The sequence below is a fragment of the Agrobacterium sp. lyk4-40-TYG-31 genome (assembly GCF_030209855.1).
GTDB lineage: Bacteria > Pseudomonadota > Alphaproteobacteria > Rhizobiales > Rhizobiaceae > Agrobacterium > Agrobacterium vaccinii.
Genome location: NZ_JARVRE010000002.1, coordinates 107,619 through 123,628 on the forward strand (window position 1 = coordinate 107,619; position 16,010 = coordinate 123,628).

Here is a 16,010-nt window from a genome sequence, read left to right on the forward strand (position 1 = left end):
ACGCGCCAATCTGCATTTCATAATTTTCTAAATTTGTCACAGATTACAGTAATTTAATCTTCCACCACCTTCCGTTTTCAGTGTTTCGAGCGTTTAGTGTTGCAGGAAGCAACGGCACTTTCGTCGGGTGCAAGTCGCGCATTGAGGGTGGTATCCGGCGGGATTTGCAAGGCGTAGTACAACCGTCATTTCTCATGAATTATACTGCCTGCGGAATGATGCCGGAGTGAGTAAAGCGAAACTGATCTTCAGTGACCAAGCTCAACGAAGTCCGCTCTGCGACATATGACACGCCTTCTGTCCATCGGATTAACATCCTCCAAAGGACTTCCGTATGAAGTACATTATGACCTTTGTGGTAGTCGCAGCGATTTCTGCTCTGCTTTTTGTCTACCGCAGCGATCTCCAACCCTATTTGCCAGCCTGGGCGAGCCAAACTGCGGCTCCGCAGGAAAGCGCGCACGCATCCGGCAGCAGCCAGTCTAAAAACGGCGACAGGCGTGGTGGTGGAGGTCAGGCAGGCGGGCGCGCCGTTACAGTGACGGTTGCCGTTGCGAAATCCGGCTCGTTGCCGGTCACGCGACAGACCATCGGCACTATCGTGCCAGTAGCGTCCACGGCACTGACCAGCCCCATTTCCGGCATCGTTGCCAATGTGCTGGCCAAGGATGGCGCGGAGGTCAAGGCAGGCGATCTCTTGGTGCAGATCGATGACAGAACGATCAAGGCCAATATCCAGCGCGATCAGGCACAACTCGCCAAGGATCAGGCCACTCTGGATTCCGCCAATGCCACTCTGAGCAGGGTCGAGACTTTGGCCAAAACCGGCGTAGACACCCAGCAACAAGTCAGCGATGCCAGCGCCACTGCAAAACAGGCTGCTGCCACCCTGCTGGTCGATCAGGCCAATATCGCCGCAGACAATGTTACCCTGTCGCAAACCCAGATCAGGGCGCCATTCGATGGCAAGCTGGGCGCTGTCCTGTTTTCGGCAGGCGCCTATGTCGCACCCGGAGCGAATGTGGCGCAGTTGACGCAGATGCGGCCCGTCTATGCGGAGTTCGTGCTGCCAGAGCCGGACCTGGATATTATACGTTCCACCATGGCAAACAACAGCCTGACCGCAGACGTCACGCCGACGCAAGCGGGTGCCGATAATAGTCCCGCCACCGGCAAGATCGTGTTCATAGACAACAATGTCGACGCGGCCTCGGGCACATTCAAACTGCGCATGCTGCTGGAAAATGATGCTGAAAGGTTCTGGCCCGGCCAGTCGCTCAAGGTCTCGGTCAATGCGGGGCAAGCGGATAATCTGGTTATCGTACCCATGGTGGCGCTTCAGCCGCATTCCGACGGCTACAGCAGCTTTGTGGTCAAGCCTGATAATACTGTCGAACAGCGCAAGGTGACCGTGGCGCTCAGCAACGGCAATCTCGCCGGTGTTTCGGACGGGCTGAAGGAAGGCGACGCTCTGGTCACCGAAGGTCAGGCCAGCCTGACGAACGGCAGCCATGTGATGGTGAAAAACCCGAGTGAAGGCGCAGATGCTGGCGCCAAGATTTCCCAGAACGGGGCTGCGCTATGAATATTTCTGAAATATTCATCCGCAGGCCAGTGGCGACGATCCTGCTGATGATCGGCGTTCTCCTGGCCGGTGTTTCCGCCTATCGCAACCTGCCGGTCGCCGCCCTTCCGCAGGCGGATTTCCCGACCATCAACGTGTCCGCACAGCTTGCCGGTGCCGCACCGGATACGATGGCGAGTTCCGTTGCCACGCCGCTTATCAAGCAGTTCGAAACCATTGCCGGTATTGATACGATTACCGCCAGTTCCTCGCTTGGCAGCACCCAGATCACCATTCAGTTCAATCTGTCCCGCAATATAGATGCCGCCGCTGCCGACGTGCAGGCCGCTATTGCCCGCACCCAGCGGCAATTGCCCGATAACATGACATCGCCGCCAAGTTACCGTAAGGCAAACCCGGCAGATGCCGCCGTCATCATCCTAGCCGTGACAGGCGACGGGGCCGAACTCACCAAGATGGACGATCTGGCGGAAAACGTCATTTCGCCCGCGCTATCGACGATTTCCGGCGTCGCCCAGGCACAGATTTTCGGCGCGAAGACCTATGCGGTGCGCGTCGAGGTCGATCCGTCGAAGCTTGCCAGTCGCGGCATTTCGCTGGACGGTCTTTCCGACACGCTTGCCGCCGCCAACGACCAGTCGCCAATCGGCACGCTCCAGAACTCGTCGCAGGCTCTGACGCTGGACGCATCGACCCAGCGCACCGATGCCGCATCCTTCAGCACACTCATCATCGCCAACCCGAATGGTCGCATTGTGCGCCTGCAGGACGTCGCAACCGTCAAGGACAGCGTGGAGGTCGTCAATCAGGGTAGCTGGCTGGACGGTACGCCTGCCATCGTGCTGTCCGTACAGCGCCAGCCGGGTGCAAACACCGTTGCCGTGGTCGATGCCATCAAGGCCAAGCTCCCGGAGTTGCAGGCCAGCCTGCCCGCAAACATGCACATCAACGTCGTCAACGACGCATCAGTCTCCATTAGGGCCGCCGTCGGCGATGTCGAGATGACGTTGATGGTGACGCTCGGCCTCGTCATTCTGGTCATTTACCTTTTTCTGCGCCAGGTCTGGGCAACGTTCATTCCGGGCCTCGCCGTGCCACTCTCGCTGGTCGCCACACTCGGTGCTATGTATGCGCTCGGCTTTTCCATTGACAACATCTCGCTGCTCGGGTTGACGCTCTCGGTGGGTCTGGTGGTGGATGATGCCATTGTCATGCTAGAAAACATCGTCCGAAAGGTCGAGGAGGGCATGCCGCCGTTTCAGGCTGCCATCGAGGGTGCCAGCGAAGTGACCGGCACCATCATTTCCATGTCCATATCGCTCGTCGCGGTCTTTCTGCCTATTCTCTTGATGGGCGGAATCGTCGGGCGCGTTCTCAACGAATTCGGCGTCGTGGTAACGCTCGCCATCATGTCGTCGGCGTTGGTTTCGCTCACCGTCACGCCGATGCTGGCCGCACGTCTGCCCCATCACGCGCCGCCGGAGAATCCGAAGAAGACGCTGTTCGACCGCGCGACGGATGTCTATGGCAGCTCTGTCGGCTGGTGTCTGCGGCACCGCTTCGTTGTCATCATCATGTTCCTGCTGACGCTTGTCGGCTCCGGCTGGATGTTTTCTAGCCTTGCCCGCAGCTTCTTCCCAACCGAAGACATCGGCCTGCTGACGGTCTCCACGCAGGCCCGGCAGGACATTTCCTACAAGGCAATGAGCGGACTTCAGTCCCAAGCGGCCACTATTCTGTCGGCTGATCCCGCCGTCGAGCATGTCACATCAACGCTCGGCTCAGGCCCCGGCGGTGCAGCACTCAATTCCGGCACGTTGCTGGTGCAGCTCAAGCCTGCGGATCAACGCCCGGCTCTCGAAACGACACTGGCCAGCCTCAGACGGTCGCTGTCTGGCATTGCCGGTCTCAAAACCTTCATCACCCCACAACAGAGCCTGCGTTTCGGCGGTCGCAGCACGCAGAGTCTTTATCAGGTCGTTCTGCAATCCATCGATGCCAACGCCGCACGGCAATGGTCGCAAACGCTGGGCGACGCCATGCGCGCCGATAGCAGCTACTTCGTCGATGTTGCCTCCGACTTGCAGGACAACGCGCTTCAGGCGCATGTGGAAGTGGACAAGGATCGCGCGAACAGCCTCGGTGTGACCTCTGAAAGCCTGCGCAAGACTCTTGAAGCCGCCTTCGGCAGCTATGTCGCCACGCAAATACAGACGACGGGCAACAGCTACGATGTCATTATCGAATATGATCAGTCCGTAGACTGGACAGAGCAATCGCTTGCTTCGTTGCGGGTGGCCTCCTCCTCGGGAACGCTCGTGCCATTGTCGAGCTTCGCGACCATCACCCGCAAGCCCGGGCCCGTCACGGTCAACCAAACCGGCCAGCTGACGTCCGTCACCCTGTCGTTCAACCTGCCCTCTGGCGTTTCACTGGGTACGGCAACAGCGCAGATCGATGCCCTGAAGCAGCAGATACAGCTGCCGTCCTCCGTCACCACCAACCTTGCCGGTGCGGCGCAGATTTTCAAGCAGACCAGCGACAGCACAGGCTTGTTGATCGGCGCTGCAATTCTGACGATTTATATCGTTCTTGGGGTCTTCTACGAAAGCTTCCTGCATCCGCTGACCATTCTGTCGGGTCTGCCATCGGCGGCATTCGGAGCGCTGTTGACCCTGAAGCTCTTCGGCTTCGACCTTTCGATCATCGCGCTCATCGGCCTTTTGATGCTGATCGGTATCGTCAAGAAAAACGCGATCATGATGATCGACGTGGCGCTGACCCTGCAACGGGATGAGCATATGCCAACGCTCGAAGCTATTCACGAAGCTGCCGTGCGGCGTCTGCGTCCGATCATGATGACGACGTTCTGCGCCTTGTTTGGCGCGCTACCCATTGCGCTTGGCACCGGAGCAAGCTCCGAACTGCGCCAGCCGCTTGGCATCGCAGTCGTTGGCGGCCTGATTGTCAGTCAGGTGCTCACACTGTTCATGACGCCTGTCATCTTCGTGGAGGTGGAGCGGTTCTCGGAGTTCCTGAAATCGCTGTGGACGCGCAAACACCCAGAACCCGTGACGCAGTGAAATCTCCCCGGTTTTTGACCGGGGAGTAATCTCAGATGCGCTTTCCGTCCGCGTCGAACAGGTGAAAACGCGAGGGATCGGCAGTGATGTTGAGTGTCTCTGCGATCTCGATGGCTGAGCGACCGGGCACGCGGAAGACGATGGCGTTGCCGTCAGACATTTCGCCGTGGACGTAGCTTTCCGCGCCCACCAGTTCGACGGCGGCCACCTTGACCGGTATCTCGAATGGACTGGTCGAGGTGTCCGAGACAATGGTGATGTCTTCGGGGCGGATGCCGATGGTTGCCGCATTGGCTGGTATGGTGCCGTTTGCTGGCGCGTTCCATACCGTGCCGTTGAGGGGCAGCAGGTTCATCGATGGAGAACCGATGAACGTCGCGACGAAGCTGGTGGCTGGCTTTTCATAGAGTTCGATGGGCGTACCGACCTGCTCGATCCGGCCTGCGTTGAGCACGACCAGACGATCAGCCAGCGTCATCGCTTCCATCTGATCATGGGTGACATAGATGCTGGTCGTTGCGAGTGAGCGTTGCAGACGGCGGATTTCGACGCGCATCTGCACACGCAGCTTGGCATCCAGGTTCGATAGTGGCTCATCGAACAGGAATGCGGAAGGCTTGCGCACGATGGCACGACCCATGGCCACACGCTGGCGCTGACCGCCGGACAATTGCCGGGGCTTGCGCTCCAGATACTGCTCGATTTCGAGTGCGCGCGCTGCATCCGTGATACGGCGGTCGATCTCGTCTTTCGGCGTATTACGGTTCTTGAGGCCATAGGCAAGGTTCTGCCGCACCGTCATATGCGGATAGAGCGCGTAATTCTGAAACACCATGGCGATATCGCGTTCTGCCGGTTCCAGATCGTTGACGCGCTTGCCCGATATCTCGACATCGCCGGAGCTGATGCTTTCCAATCCGGCTACCATGCGTAACAGGGTGGATTTGCCGCAGCCGGAAGGGCCGACGAGCACGATCATCTCGCCATCCTGAATGCTCAGCGATAGGCCTTTGATCGCTTCGACATTGCCGCTATAGACCTTGCGAACGTCTTTGAGTTCGATTGTCGCCATTACTTTTCAGTCTCCACCAAACCTTTGACAAACCAGCGCTGCATCAGCACCACGACGATGACAGGTGGGATGATCGCGAGGATCGCTGTGACCATCACATAATTCCACGGTGTCGAGGCGTCGGTGAAATCCACCATGCGGCGCAGGCCGATAATAATCGTGTTCATTTCGGCGCGATCCGTCACCAGAAGCGGCCACAGATACTGCGTCCAGCCGTAGATGAAGAGGATCACGAACAGGGCCGCGATATTCGTTGTCGATAGCGGCAGCAGAATATCGCGCATGAAGCGGAACGGCCCGGCATTGTCGATGCGCGCTGCCTCCACCATTTCGCCCGGTATCGTCAGGAAGAACTGCCTGAACAGGAACGTGGCCGTGGCCGACGCCATCAGCGGCAGCGTCAAGCCCGCATAGGTGTTGAGCAAACCGAGATCGACGATCACCTTGTAGGTCGGCAGAATACGCACCTCAACCGGCAGCATCAGCGTGATGAAAATCATCCAGAAGAAGCCCATGCGGAAGGGAAAACGGAAGAAGACGATGGCGAAAGCCGACAGGAAAGAGATGATGATCTTGCCAATGGCAATGGCGACCGCCACGACGAAGCTGTTGAACAGCAGCCGTTCAAGGCTGACACCCACGACGCGCTCGACGCCTCCTGAGATAGCCTCACGGTAATTTTCAGCCAGATGCCCGGCGGGTAATAACGACAGGGGCGGGCGCAGAATATCTGTGGATGTCGCCGACGATGCGATGAAGGTGTAATAGATCGGGAAGGCGACGATCACGATGCCGAGGATCAGCATCAGATGCGCCATGAGGGTTGCGACGGGGCGGTTCTGGATCATTGTGCTTGCCTCAACCGTAATGTACGCGCCGCTCGACAAAGCGGAACTGGAATGCCGTCAGCGCGATGACGATAACCATCAGCACCACGGACTGTGCTGCCGATGAGCCGAGGTTCAGGTTGACGAAACCGTCATTGTAAACCTTGTAGACCAGCGTTTCTGTCGCCTTTGCCGGGCCACCACCGGTAACCGAGTGGATGATGCCGAAGGTGTCGAAGAAAGCGTAGACGGTGTTGACGACCAGCAGGAAGAACGTCGTCGGCGCCAGAAGCGGGAAGATGATCGTCCAGAACCGGCGCGCGCCACGCGCACCATCGATTGCGGCTGCTTCAAGCAGCGATTTTGGAATGGCCTGAAGGCCTGCTACGAAAAACAGGAAATTGTAGCTGATCTGCTTCCAAGCTGCGGCGGCAACCACCAGCGTCATGGCCTGATTTCCATCCAGTAGTGGGTCCCATGCAATGCCGTTCCTGCGCAGAATATAAGCGAAGGTGCCCATGGCAGGATTGAACATGAACAGCCACAGCATGCCCGCCACGGCAGGTGCCACTGCGTATGGGATGATCATCATCGTGCGATAGAAGCCCTTGCCGCGCACCACCAGATCCGCCGCCGTCGCCAACAGCAGCGCGACACCCATGGACAGCAACGCCGTCGCAATGCTGAAAACCACTGTGACTTGAAGCGCGTGAAGGTAGTTCGGATCAGCCAGAATGGCAGAAAAATTCGCAAAGCCGACGAAGGTGCTCTGTAGCCCAAACGGGTCTTCGCGCATTGCAGACTGGTAGAGCGCCTGACTTGCGGGCCAGAAGAAGAACACGACGGTCAGGATGATCTGCGGAGCGACCAGAAAGTAGGGAAGAATCTTGTTTGGAAAGACAACGCTTTGCAAAGTCGGGCTCCTTTAGCACAGGTCCAGCAAGCGGCTCTGCGAATGGAATGGCATAAAATTCTAGGGTATCGAACCGCGTTCCAAGAGGCGGCGGCAGTAAGCGAGAATTTAGAATGGGCGGAACGGCATGGAATATCTGTTCTATGCCGTCCGTCATTCTGGCTGCGCGGTTTTCAAAGACCACTCAGCCGAAGCGCATTACCGACCGATTGCCTGCTGAATGGCAGCGTTGCCGCGCTCGACGGCCTTGTCCAGCGCAGCCTTCGCATCCTGCTTGCCCGCCAGCATCGTCTCGAACTCTTCGTTCATGATGTCACGCACCTGCGGCAGGTTGACCAGACGCACGCCCTTGGAGTTTTCCGTCGGTGGCTTGCCCATCATCTGCAGCAATGGCGTCTCGCGGGCCGGGTTCTTTTCGTAGAAGCCGGACTTCTTGGTGTCCTCATAGGCTGCGAGCGTGACCGGCATGTAGCCCGAAACCTGATGCAGGCGGGACTGGATTTTGGTCTGCGACAGGAACTGGAAGAACGCGGCCGTGCCCTTGTATTCTGCATCCGACTTGCCGCCGAAGACCCAAAGGCTGGCGCCGCCGGGAATGGTATTCTGCGGACGTCCTTCGCCTTCATAGTAAGGCAGTTGCCCGATGCCGTAATTCATGCCGCTCTTGACGATGTCGCCCAGTCCGCCGGATGATTCCGTGAGAATGCCGCATTCGCTGGAGGTGAAAAGTTGCTTTGCCTCGGAGGTGCGTCCGCCATAGCGGAAGGTGCCGTCCTTTGCCAGATCGGCGATGGCCTGGAAATGTTCGACGAAAGGCTCGGAATTGAACGCCAGTTTCACGTCCGTTCCAGCAAGGCCGTTCTCGTTGCTGCCATAGGACAGGTTGTTCCACGCGGCGAAATTCTCGGTCTGAATCCATGTCAGCCATGTCGAGGTAAAGCCGCAAGGGGCAGCGCCGCTGGACTTGATCTTCTTGGCCGCTTCAAACACCTCAGGCCATGTCTTCGGCGGATTTTCAGCATCCAGACCGGCCTTCGTGAAGATGTCCTTGTTGTAGTAAAGGATCGGCGACGAGGAATTGTAGGGGAAGGACAGCATCGTGCCGTCAGGCTTGGAATAATAGGAAACGATGCCGGGCAGATAATCCGCCTTGTTGAATTTCAGTCCCGCTTTTTCCAGAACATCCGCTACGGGCACGATGGCGCCCTGCGCACCCATCATCACGCCGCTGCCTGCATCGAACACCTGAATGATGGCCGGTGGCTGCTTGGCGCGGAAGGCGGCGATGCCGGCGTTCAGCGTTTCCGGGTAGGTACCCTTGAAGACGGGCAGGATTTTGTAATCCTTCTGGCTTTCGTTGAATTCCTTCGAAAGCTGTTCGACAACCTCGTTGTTGGCACCCGTCATGGCATGCCACCACTGAATTTCCGTGGCGGCCATGGCACTCGAAGCCATCAGCAGTGCAGTTGCGGCAGCAGTCACCGACGTGAGAACGGCTTTCATGGAATTTCCTCCCTACCATGAACCTGAATATCAGGTGAATTAGAATCACCTTATCCTTCATGATCACTTACGCCGGTGGCCGCAACTCATTTTTTGTCACAATTCACAGGCTGCGGATGCTGTGCGGGGCAAATTGCCTGCGCATAAGCCACTGCGCGGCATAATCGCTTGCTTCAAAAGGATTTCGTTATCCCTGTGAATATCGTAAACCGACATATCGATAGGGTTGCGGAGTACCGGGCGAATGGCTGCGAGCGATAAACTGGACGAGAAGGAAAAGCAGACCCATCGCAGGGGATTTGGCGTTTCCACGGTATACGAAACGCTGCGCAACGAAATCATCGAACTGAAAATCGCCCCCGGCAGCCCCATCGATGAGGTGCAACTGTCGGACCGTTTCGAGCTTTCCCGTACGCCCGTGCGTGAGGCGCTCGTCAAACTCTCTGCCGAAGGCCTGATTACGACGCTGACCAACCGTGCGACGATTGTCTCCCAGATCGATTTTCTGGGTCTACCGGAATTTTTCGATGCGCTGACACTCATGTATCGTGTGACCACGCGACTTGCGGCAGCCCGGCATGAGGCGGATGACATCGAGAGCATTCTGGCGCTCCAGAAATCATTCGAGACTGCGGTGAATGAGCGCGACGTTCTTGCGATGATTGCGACAAATCGCGATTTCCATCTGGCAATTGCCGTTGCTGGCCGAAATCGCCATTACACTGAGCTTTTTACCCGCCTGCTGGACGAGGGTCGCCGTATCTTGCGGCTCTATTACTCGTCTTTCAACGATGTGCTGCCACGCCATTACGTGACGGAGCATGAGGACATGATTAAGGCTATCATGGAGCGGGATGTCGAGAAAGCCGACCGTATCGCAGTTGCCCATGCCGACCAGATCGTCCAGCAAATACGGTCCTACATCGCAGCCGATACCCGCCAGAGCGTCGACCTCAACCTTTAAATTTCAACGGAGCCCCAAAAGGAAAAACCACGCGTAAAATCATTGTATTTTATTTGTCGACAAAATTTGAATGCCGTGTTAGACGATGTGACATGACAGGTTCCGGCGCTCGCGCCGTGGTTTAAAACGAGGCATAGACACATGGCTGATACGATTTTCACCGGCTGCATTCCCGCTCTTATGACGCCATGCAATCCGGATCGCACACCCGATTTTGACGGTCTGGTGAAAAAGGGCAAGGAACTGATCGCGGCTGGCATGTCTGCGGTGGTCTATTGCGGCTCTATGGGCGACTGGCCGCTTTTGACGGATGAGCAGCGCCAGGAGGGCGTACGTCGTCTAGCAGAAGCTGGCATTCCAGTCATCGTCGGAACCGGTGCCATCAACACCAAGTCCGCTGTCAGCCATGCAGCGAATGCGGCCAAGGTCGGTGCCAAGGGCCTGATGGTCATCCCACGTGTTCTGTCGCGCGGATCGTCTGTCTCGGCACAAAAGGCGCATTTCTCGGCCATTCTGGAAGCAGCAGATGGTTTGCCAGCGGTCATTTACAACAGCCCCTATTACGGCTTTGCAACCCGCGCCGATCTCTTCTTCGAACTTCGCTCACGCTATTCCAACTTGATCGGTTTCAAGGAATTCGGTGGCAAGCAGGACATGACCTATGCTGCCGAGAACATAACGTCCGGCGACGATGATCTGACATTGATGGTGGGTGTGGATACCGGTGTGTACCATGGCTTCGTCAATTGCGGCGCAGGCGGTGCGATCACAGGCATCGGTAATGCGCTTCCAAAGCCGGTCCTTCACCTCGTTTCCTTGTGTGAGAAGGCAGCCAAGGGAGACGCGACGGCCCGTCGTGACGCGCTGGAGCTTGAGGAAGCGCTGACCATGCTGTCCACCTATGACGAGGGCCCAGACCTTGTTCTGCACTACAAATATCTGATGGTGCTGAACGGCGATACGGAATACGCGCTGCATTTCAACGAGAGCGATGAGCTGAGCGCCTCGCAGCGTCGCCAGTTGGAAAAACAGTATGATCTTTTCAAAGTCTGGTACGCGTCGCGCTATCCGAATTGATCTGCTGCAAATATTCCCCAAAACAAAAATGCGCCCGTTGAGGGCGCATTTTTGTTTTCAGGTTTGCGTGGTCAGGCGACCTGCTTTTCCACGATAGCACCATGTTCGCGAACCGTGAGGTAATCGACCAAATCCTTGATCGTCACGACAAGCAGCTTGTGTCTCTCAGCGAAAACTTCGAGCTGTGGCAGACGCGCCATGGTGCCGTCATCATTGGCCACTTCGCAGATCGTGCCGCTGGGGAATTTTCCGGCCAGCCTGCACAGGTCTACCGCAGCTTCGGTATGGCCGGTACGACCGAGAACGCCCAGCGGGTTGGCGCGCAGCGGGAAGATGTGGCCGGGCCGCGCAAAATCGTCCGGCTTGGCGTCTGAAGATACCAGCGCACGAACCGTCTTTGCCCGGTCGCTTGCAGAAATGCCCGTCGTCGTTCCCGGAATATAGTCCACAGACACAGTAAAAGCAGTCTTGTGATATTCCGTGTTGCGCGGCACCATCATCGGAATGTCGAGTTCATCCAGACGTTCGCCGGGCATGGCAACGCAGATGAGACCACGTGCATGGTTCATCATGAAGGTTACGTGTTCATCGGTAATGCTATCGGAAGCGACGATGATGTCGCCTTCGTTCTCGCGGTCCTCGTCATCCACCACGATGACCATCTCACCGCGTGCAATGGCGTCAACCGCCTCTTCAATTTTCGAAATCGTCATGTCTTGCCTTTCAAGGGTTATGCCGTTTCCAGCACTTTCGCGTTTTTTCAAAACGCCAAATTTCCCTTGGGCGAACAACGCAACAACAACCCGCTGTCTGCGGGGTTTGCCACCTTGTTCTCTTCCATCCGGACTATACCGTCGGCTCCGGCCTCTCACCGGATCTGCTGACCTTGCGGCTTGCGCCACAAGCGCTCGCGGGCTCCGGGAAAACCCGATACCGCCGGTGGGGAATTGCACCCCGCCCTGAGAACAGAGCCAACATAGGACATGAAATGCCCGGTATGCAAGAGGCAAACCTTGCTGCCAAATGTCGATTTGGGAAATGAATTTGCTCTGTGAGCGGAGGCTTTTGAAGCAAACAGGCAGAAACATGCCCGTCTTCCTCATTTTCCTCTTGCAGCTCTAGTGACTAGAGGTCGTAGGGTCTTCTTAAGTATCGAAAGGAAGACCGGATGAGCATGCCGTTACAGACAAGATTTCGCGTTGAGGGCATGGATTGCGCCTCTTGCGCGGCCAAGATCGACACCGCCGTGCGGCGTATGCCGGGGGTGGATGATGTCTCTGTTTCCGTTACCGCCGGAACCATGACGGTCAGCCATGATGAGCGTAGCGATCTGGCTGCGATCGGTAAACGGGTATCCGGTTTGGGCTACGATGTCTCTCAGTTGCCTGCGGCGACGGGACGGCACGTCGAAGAACACAACGAGCATGGGAGTTGCTGTGGTCACGATCATCAGCATACGCATGCGGGATACGACCACGCTCACTCTGAGGCTGAACCATCCCACGCGGCACCTGCTGTCGAAGGGTTGCATGGCCATGATCACGGTCCCAGCAGCGGGCCATGGTGGAGAAGCAAGAAGGGGCGCACCACCATCCTAGCGGGTGCAGGGCTTGTCATCGCTTATGCGGCGGGGCATGTTTTTCCCGCGATTCAGTTCTATGCGTTTGCGCTGGCCATGCTCGTCGGTCTTCTTCCCATTGCGCGCCGCGCCTTCATGGCTGCACGCGCAGGAACGCCGTTCTCCATTGAAATGTTGATGACGATTGCCGCGATCGGCGCGCTTGTCATTAACGCAACGGAGGAGGCGGCAGCCGTCGTCTTTCTGTTTTTGGTAGGAGAATTGCTGGAAGGCGTGGCGGCGGGCAAGGCGCGCGATAGCATTCAGTCGCTGGCTGCACTCGTTCCGAAAACGGCACTCGTGGAAGACAACGGCAAGACCCGCGAAGTCCCTGCCGAAACGCTCGCCATCGGTTCCATCATCCTCGTACGCCCTGGCGACCGTATCTCGGCAGATGGCATCATCATTGCGGGTGAAAGTGCAATAGATGAAGCGCCGGTGACAGGTGAAAGCGTTCCCGTCAACAAGGGGCCAGATAACACTGTTTTTGCCGGTACGGTCAACGGTAACGCCGCCCTGCGCGTGCGGGTGACCGCGTCCTCGCAGGACAACACGATTGCGCGCGTGGTGAAACTGGTGGAAGAGGCGCAGGAAAAGAAAGCGCCGACCGAACGCTTCATCGACCGTTTCAGCAAATATTACACGCCAGCCGTGGTTGCAGTGGCCGCGCTGGTCGCCATTGTGCCGCCGGTCTTCGTCGGCGCGGATTGGAATGAATGGATTTACAAGGGATTGGCCATTCTGTTGATCGGCTGCCCCTGCGCGCTGGTCATTTCCACGCCCGCGGCCATTGCAGCTTCGCTTTCCGCCGGTGCCCGTCGTGGTCTGTTGATGAAGGGTGGTGCCGTACTCGAGGGTCTTGGAAAACTTAACGCCATTGCGCTGGACAAGACCGGAACCCTGACCGAAGGCAAGCCCAAGGTCACCGATATCATCTCCTTCGAATTCCACGAGGCTGAAATTCTGCGGCTCGCCGCCGCACTGGAGACAGGCTCCAGCCACCCCTTGGCACTCGCCATTCTCGCCAAGGCTGAGGAAAACGCTGTCATCATTCCCGCAGCAAGCGATGCCAAAGCACTGGGTGGCAAGGGCGTCACCGCTGTCGTTGAAGGGCAGCAGATATTTCTGGGCTCGCCGAAAGCCGCCGCTGAAAAAGGCGATATTCCCGAACAGCATCTCAGAACGATTTCTGCGCTGAACGACGAGGGTAAAACCGTTTCCGTCCTTCTGGTCGGTGACAAACTTGCAGGTGCCATTGCCATGCGTGACGAACCGCGTGCCGATGCCATCACGGGTCTTGAACGGCTGAAAGAAAGCGGCCTGAAGATCATCATGCTGACAGGCGACAACAAGCGAACGGCAGACGCAATCGGCCAGACGCTTGGGATAGAGGTCCGTGCCGAACTGATGCCGGAAGATAAGCAGCGAATCGTCGGAGAGCTGAAAGGCCAGGGCTTCGTGGTCGGCAAAGTGGGAGACGGCATCAACGACGCCCCGGCACTGGCAGCCGCCGATATCGGCATCGCCATGGGTGGCGGGACGGATGTGGCGCTGGAAACCGCAGATGCCGCCATCCTGCACGGTCGCGTTGGCGACATCGCCAGAATGATCGATCTCTCCAAGCGAACCATGCGCAACATCTATCAGAACATCGCCATGTCGCTCGGCCTCAAGGTCGTATTCCTCATCACCACAATCCTCGGTATCACCGGCCTCTGGCCCGCCATTCTGGCCGATACAGGTGCGACAGTCTTGGTGACGTTGAATGCGTTGAGGCTGTTGCGGGTCAGGGCGGACTGAGAAGGTAAGGGGTAGATGAGCCTGACGGGTTCGAGTCAGGCTCATTTGCTTTCACTGTGTAAAAAGAAGATGCAAATTCAAACTGAGATTGTAATTTATCGTAATTAGTCTTTATTGCTGTGTTTTGGGTTGTGAATAGGAGCTGGCGTGCTTTTGATCTCAAAATATTCGGTATTGATTTTAACATATTTTGTAGCGGTAAATGCAGTGGCAGCTTCGCCCGAGTCCCCGCCGAAAAACGCATCTCCAGTGGTCGAAACGACCCTGTGTGACCGTGACGTAACAGTCCAATGTCTGGTTGCCGAGATCGAAGCCCATCTCACTCCCGAAACGGATCCCTTTAAACGTGAGCGTATCGTGCTACCGCTTGCACAAGCCAAGTTGGCAGCAGGAAATGTCGATCAGGCATTGTTACTATACGAGGAACTTGGCCAAAGGACCAACAAAGCGCAATTCCTGATTACCTTGTCCAAAAAACTGCTCAAGGACGGGAATGTCGAAGCGGCGAAGACACGTCTCGGCGAAGCCAATGACGTGTTGAATAAGGGTCAGATTGAGTTCGATCGTTTGAGCGTGACCGGACTCAATCAGAGGCTGGCAGAAACCCTTGCAGAAGCGGGTCTGAAAGACGAAGCCCGCGCTCTTCTCATCGGGATCGCAGACTTTCGTAAGAAAATCCGTCCTAATCCAATGTTGCTGGGACTGATGTTCCAAGTGGGCCAGACCCAGAATGAAATAGGATTTTCTGAAGACGCTGCGATCACGATCAAAGACAGCTATGAGCGTGCGCTCGATCAGGAGATCGAGATGACGCCTGATCTAGCCCTTCGGCTGTTCCAGATATGGGCGTCGATAGATGCGACCTCTGCAACAAAAGCGGCAGAGGAACTGGTCGCTGTCGTGAAAAAGGACGGGGCTTCGGCCTTTGAATTCGCGATATGGACCGGCTTGGTGTCAAGTTTGGGGGCATCGGGTCAGCCTCAGTTTCGTGAGTACGCGCAATCAGCGTTCAAATCAGCACCGGAACGTACCGCAGTAATGGGAATTTTACCGATGTTTGCTGCTGCTTTGAAAACGTCAGGGCAGCGTGATCAAGCGCTCACGTCGTTGCAGGAAGGTCGAACTGAGGCGGCTGCGCTCAGCGGCATCGAAGAGAAGAAATCCGCGCTATTTGCGGTCGCGAAGGGGTTTTCGGGCATCGATGCCAGTGAAGACGCACTCGCATTGATCGATGAGATTTTAACACTCGAAAAAGATCAGCCCTACAACATGGGGTTCAGCGCTGCCATGATGTCAATTCCTGCTGAGCTTGCGGTATTGGGACGTGTAGACCAAGCTTACGAACTGGCGACAGGGATCAGCAATGGTCGTGAGCTGGTGCTCATGCATGCTGCGGACAGGTTGGCAACGAAAGGCGAATATGGGGCTGCCCTGCGTTTTGTTCGCGAAATTGACAATGAAATGGCTGCGATGATCATGGCGGGCATGGCAGCGCGAATGCAAGGCATATCTGTTCAACCAACAACACCTTAGCCAGCGGAGAGGCCATATTGGGCCGTCAATACGGA

The 16,010-nt window shown here is 56.9% G+C and carries 11 protein-coding genes and 1 riboswitch; of the genes, 6 read left to right on the forward strand and 5 right to left on the reverse strand.

All coding sequences use genetic code 11. The features are described 5' to 3' along the window. The first annotated feature begins 346 nt into the window (after nucleotides 1–346). The gene (locus QRN55_RS01310; RefSeq protein ID WP_284774165.1) at nucleotides 347–1,585 is read left to right on the forward strand and encodes an efflux RND transporter periplasmic adaptor subunit; all 1,239 of its coding nucleotides are present in this window, start codon (nucleotides 347–349) and stop codon (nucleotides 1,583–1,585) included. Next, on the forward strand, nucleotides 1,582–4,668 hold the full coding sequence (locus tag QRN55_RS01315; RefSeq protein WP_284774167.1) for an efflux RND transporter permease subunit: 3,087 nt from the start codon (nucleotides 1,582–1,584) through the stop codon (nucleotides 4,666–4,668). Before QRN55_RS01310 ends, QRN55_RS01315 begins: the two co-directional genes overlap by 4 nt. 31 nt (nucleotides 4,669–4,699) lie before the next feature. Here the strand turns inward: QRN55_RS01315 and QRN55_RS01320 are convergent, their stop codons facing one another. The 4 genes from QRN55_RS01320 to ugpB all read right to left on the reverse strand — a co-directional run bounded on the left by QRN55_RS01320 (nucleotide 4,700) and on the right by ugpB (nucleotide 8,983). Further along, nucleotides 4,700–5,740 carry a sn-glycerol-3-phosphate import ATP-binding protein UgpC gene (locus tag QRN55_RS01320; RefSeq protein ID WP_284774169.1) on the reverse strand — a complete coding sequence of 347 codons (1,041 nt, stop codon included), beginning with the start codon at nucleotides 5,738–5,740 and terminating at the stop codon, nucleotides 4,700–4,702. Next, nucleotides 5,740–6,588, reverse strand: a complete 849-nt coding sequence (ugpE, locus tag QRN55_RS01325; protein ID WP_111839563.1) for a sn-glycerol-3-phosphate ABC transporter permease UgpE — start codon at nucleotides 6,586–6,588, stop codon at nucleotides 5,740–5,742. Before ugpE ends, QRN55_RS01320 begins: the two co-directional genes overlap by 1 nt. Before the next feature lie 10 nt (nucleotides 6,589–6,598). Further along, entirely contained in the window at nucleotides 6,599–7,480 is an 882-nt protein-coding gene (ugpA, locus tag QRN55_RS01330; protein ID WP_111839562.1) for a sn-glycerol-3-phosphate ABC transporter permease UgpA, read from the reverse strand. 198 nt (nucleotides 7,481–7,678) lie between these two features. Then, nucleotides 7,679–8,983: a sn-glycerol-3-phosphate ABC transporter substrate-binding protein UgpB gene (gene ugpB, locus QRN55_RS01335; RefSeq protein ID WP_284774172.1), complete on the reverse strand. Its 1,305-nt coding sequence runs from the start codon at nucleotides 8,981–8,983 to the stop codon at nucleotides 7,679–7,681. 244 nt (nucleotides 8,984–9,227) lie between these two features. Between ugpB and QRN55_RS01340 the strand changes: the two genes are divergently transcribed. Both QRN55_RS01340 and QRN55_RS01345 read left to right on the forward strand, forming a co-directional pair. Beyond that, nucleotides 9,228–9,947, forward strand: coding sequence for a GntR family transcriptional regulator (locus QRN55_RS01340; RefSeq protein WP_233136988.1), 720 nt, complete (start codon nucleotides 9,228–9,230; stop codon nucleotides 9,945–9,947). Between the two features lie 141 nt (nucleotides 9,948–10,088). Next, entirely contained in the window at nucleotides 10,089–11,024 is a 936-nt protein-coding gene (locus QRN55_RS01345) for a dihydrodipicolinate synthase family protein (RefSeq protein WP_284774175.1), read from the forward strand. A 71-nt stretch (nucleotides 11,025–11,095) separates the two neighbouring features. On the opposite strand, the gene ribB is transcribed toward QRN55_RS01345, so the two are convergent. Further along, nucleotides 11,096–11,737: a 3,4-dihydroxy-2-butanone-4-phosphate synthase gene (gene ribB, locus QRN55_RS01350; protein ID WP_284774177.1), complete on the reverse strand. Its 642-nt coding sequence runs from the start codon at nucleotides 11,735–11,737 to the stop codon at nucleotides 11,096–11,098. Between the two features lie 112 nt (nucleotides 11,738–11,849). Further along, a riboswitch (FMN riboswitch) is annotated at nucleotides 11,850–11,995 on the reverse strand. A gap of 197 nt (nucleotides 11,996–12,192) precedes the next feature. On the opposite strand from ribB, the gene QRN55_RS01355 reads away from it, so the two are divergent. Then, on the forward strand, nucleotides 12,193–14,442 hold the full coding sequence (locus QRN55_RS01355) for a heavy metal translocating P-type ATPase (protein ID WP_284774179.1): 2,250 nt from the start codon (nucleotides 12,193–12,195) through the stop codon (nucleotides 14,440–14,442). A 147-nt stretch (nucleotides 14,443–14,589) separates the two neighbouring features. Then, nucleotides 14,590–15,975, forward strand: coding sequence for a tetratricopeptide repeat protein (locus QRN55_RS01360; protein ID WP_284774181.1), 1,386 nt, complete (start codon nucleotides 14,590–14,592; stop codon nucleotides 15,973–15,975). Nucleotides 15,976–16,010: the final 35 nt, after the last annotated feature.

Excerpts from the sequence above, each read along its gene's own strand:
- QRN55_RS01310 (WP_284774165.1), top strand. The coding sequence starts at position 347 with ATGACCTTTGTGGTAGTCGCAGCGATTTCTGCTCTGCTTTTTGTCTAC.
- QRN55_RS01315 (WP_284774167.1), top strand. The coding sequence starts at position 1,582 with ATGAATATTTCTGAAATATTCATCCGCAGGCCAGTGGCGACGATCCTG.
- QRN55_RS01320 (WP_284774169.1), bottom strand. The coding sequence starts at position 5,740 with ATGGCGACAATCGAACTCAAAGACGTTCGCAAGGTCTATAGCGGCAAT.
- ugpE (WP_111839563.1), bottom strand. The coding sequence starts at position 6,588 with ATGATCCAGAACCGCCCCGTCGCAACCCTCATGGCGCATCTGATGCTG.
- ugpB (WP_284774172.1), bottom strand. The coding sequence starts at position 8,983 with ATGAAAGCCGTTCTCACGTCGGTGACTGCTGCCGCAACTGCACTGCTG.
- QRN55_RS01340 (WP_233136988.1), top strand. The coding sequence starts at position 9,228 with ATGGCTGCGAGCGATAAACTGGACGAGAAGGAAAAGCAGACCCATCGC.
- QRN55_RS01345 (WP_284774175.1), top strand. The coding sequence starts at position 10,089 with ATGGCTGATACGATTTTCACCGGCTGCATTCCCGCTCTTATGACGCCA.
- ribB (WP_284774177.1), bottom strand. The coding sequence starts at position 11,737 with ATGACGATTTCGAAAATTGAAGAGGCGGTTGACGCCATTGCACGCGGT.
- QRN55_RS01355 (WP_284774179.1), top strand. The coding sequence starts at position 12,193 with ATGAGCATGCCGTTACAGACAAGATTTCGCGTTGAGGGCATGGATTGC.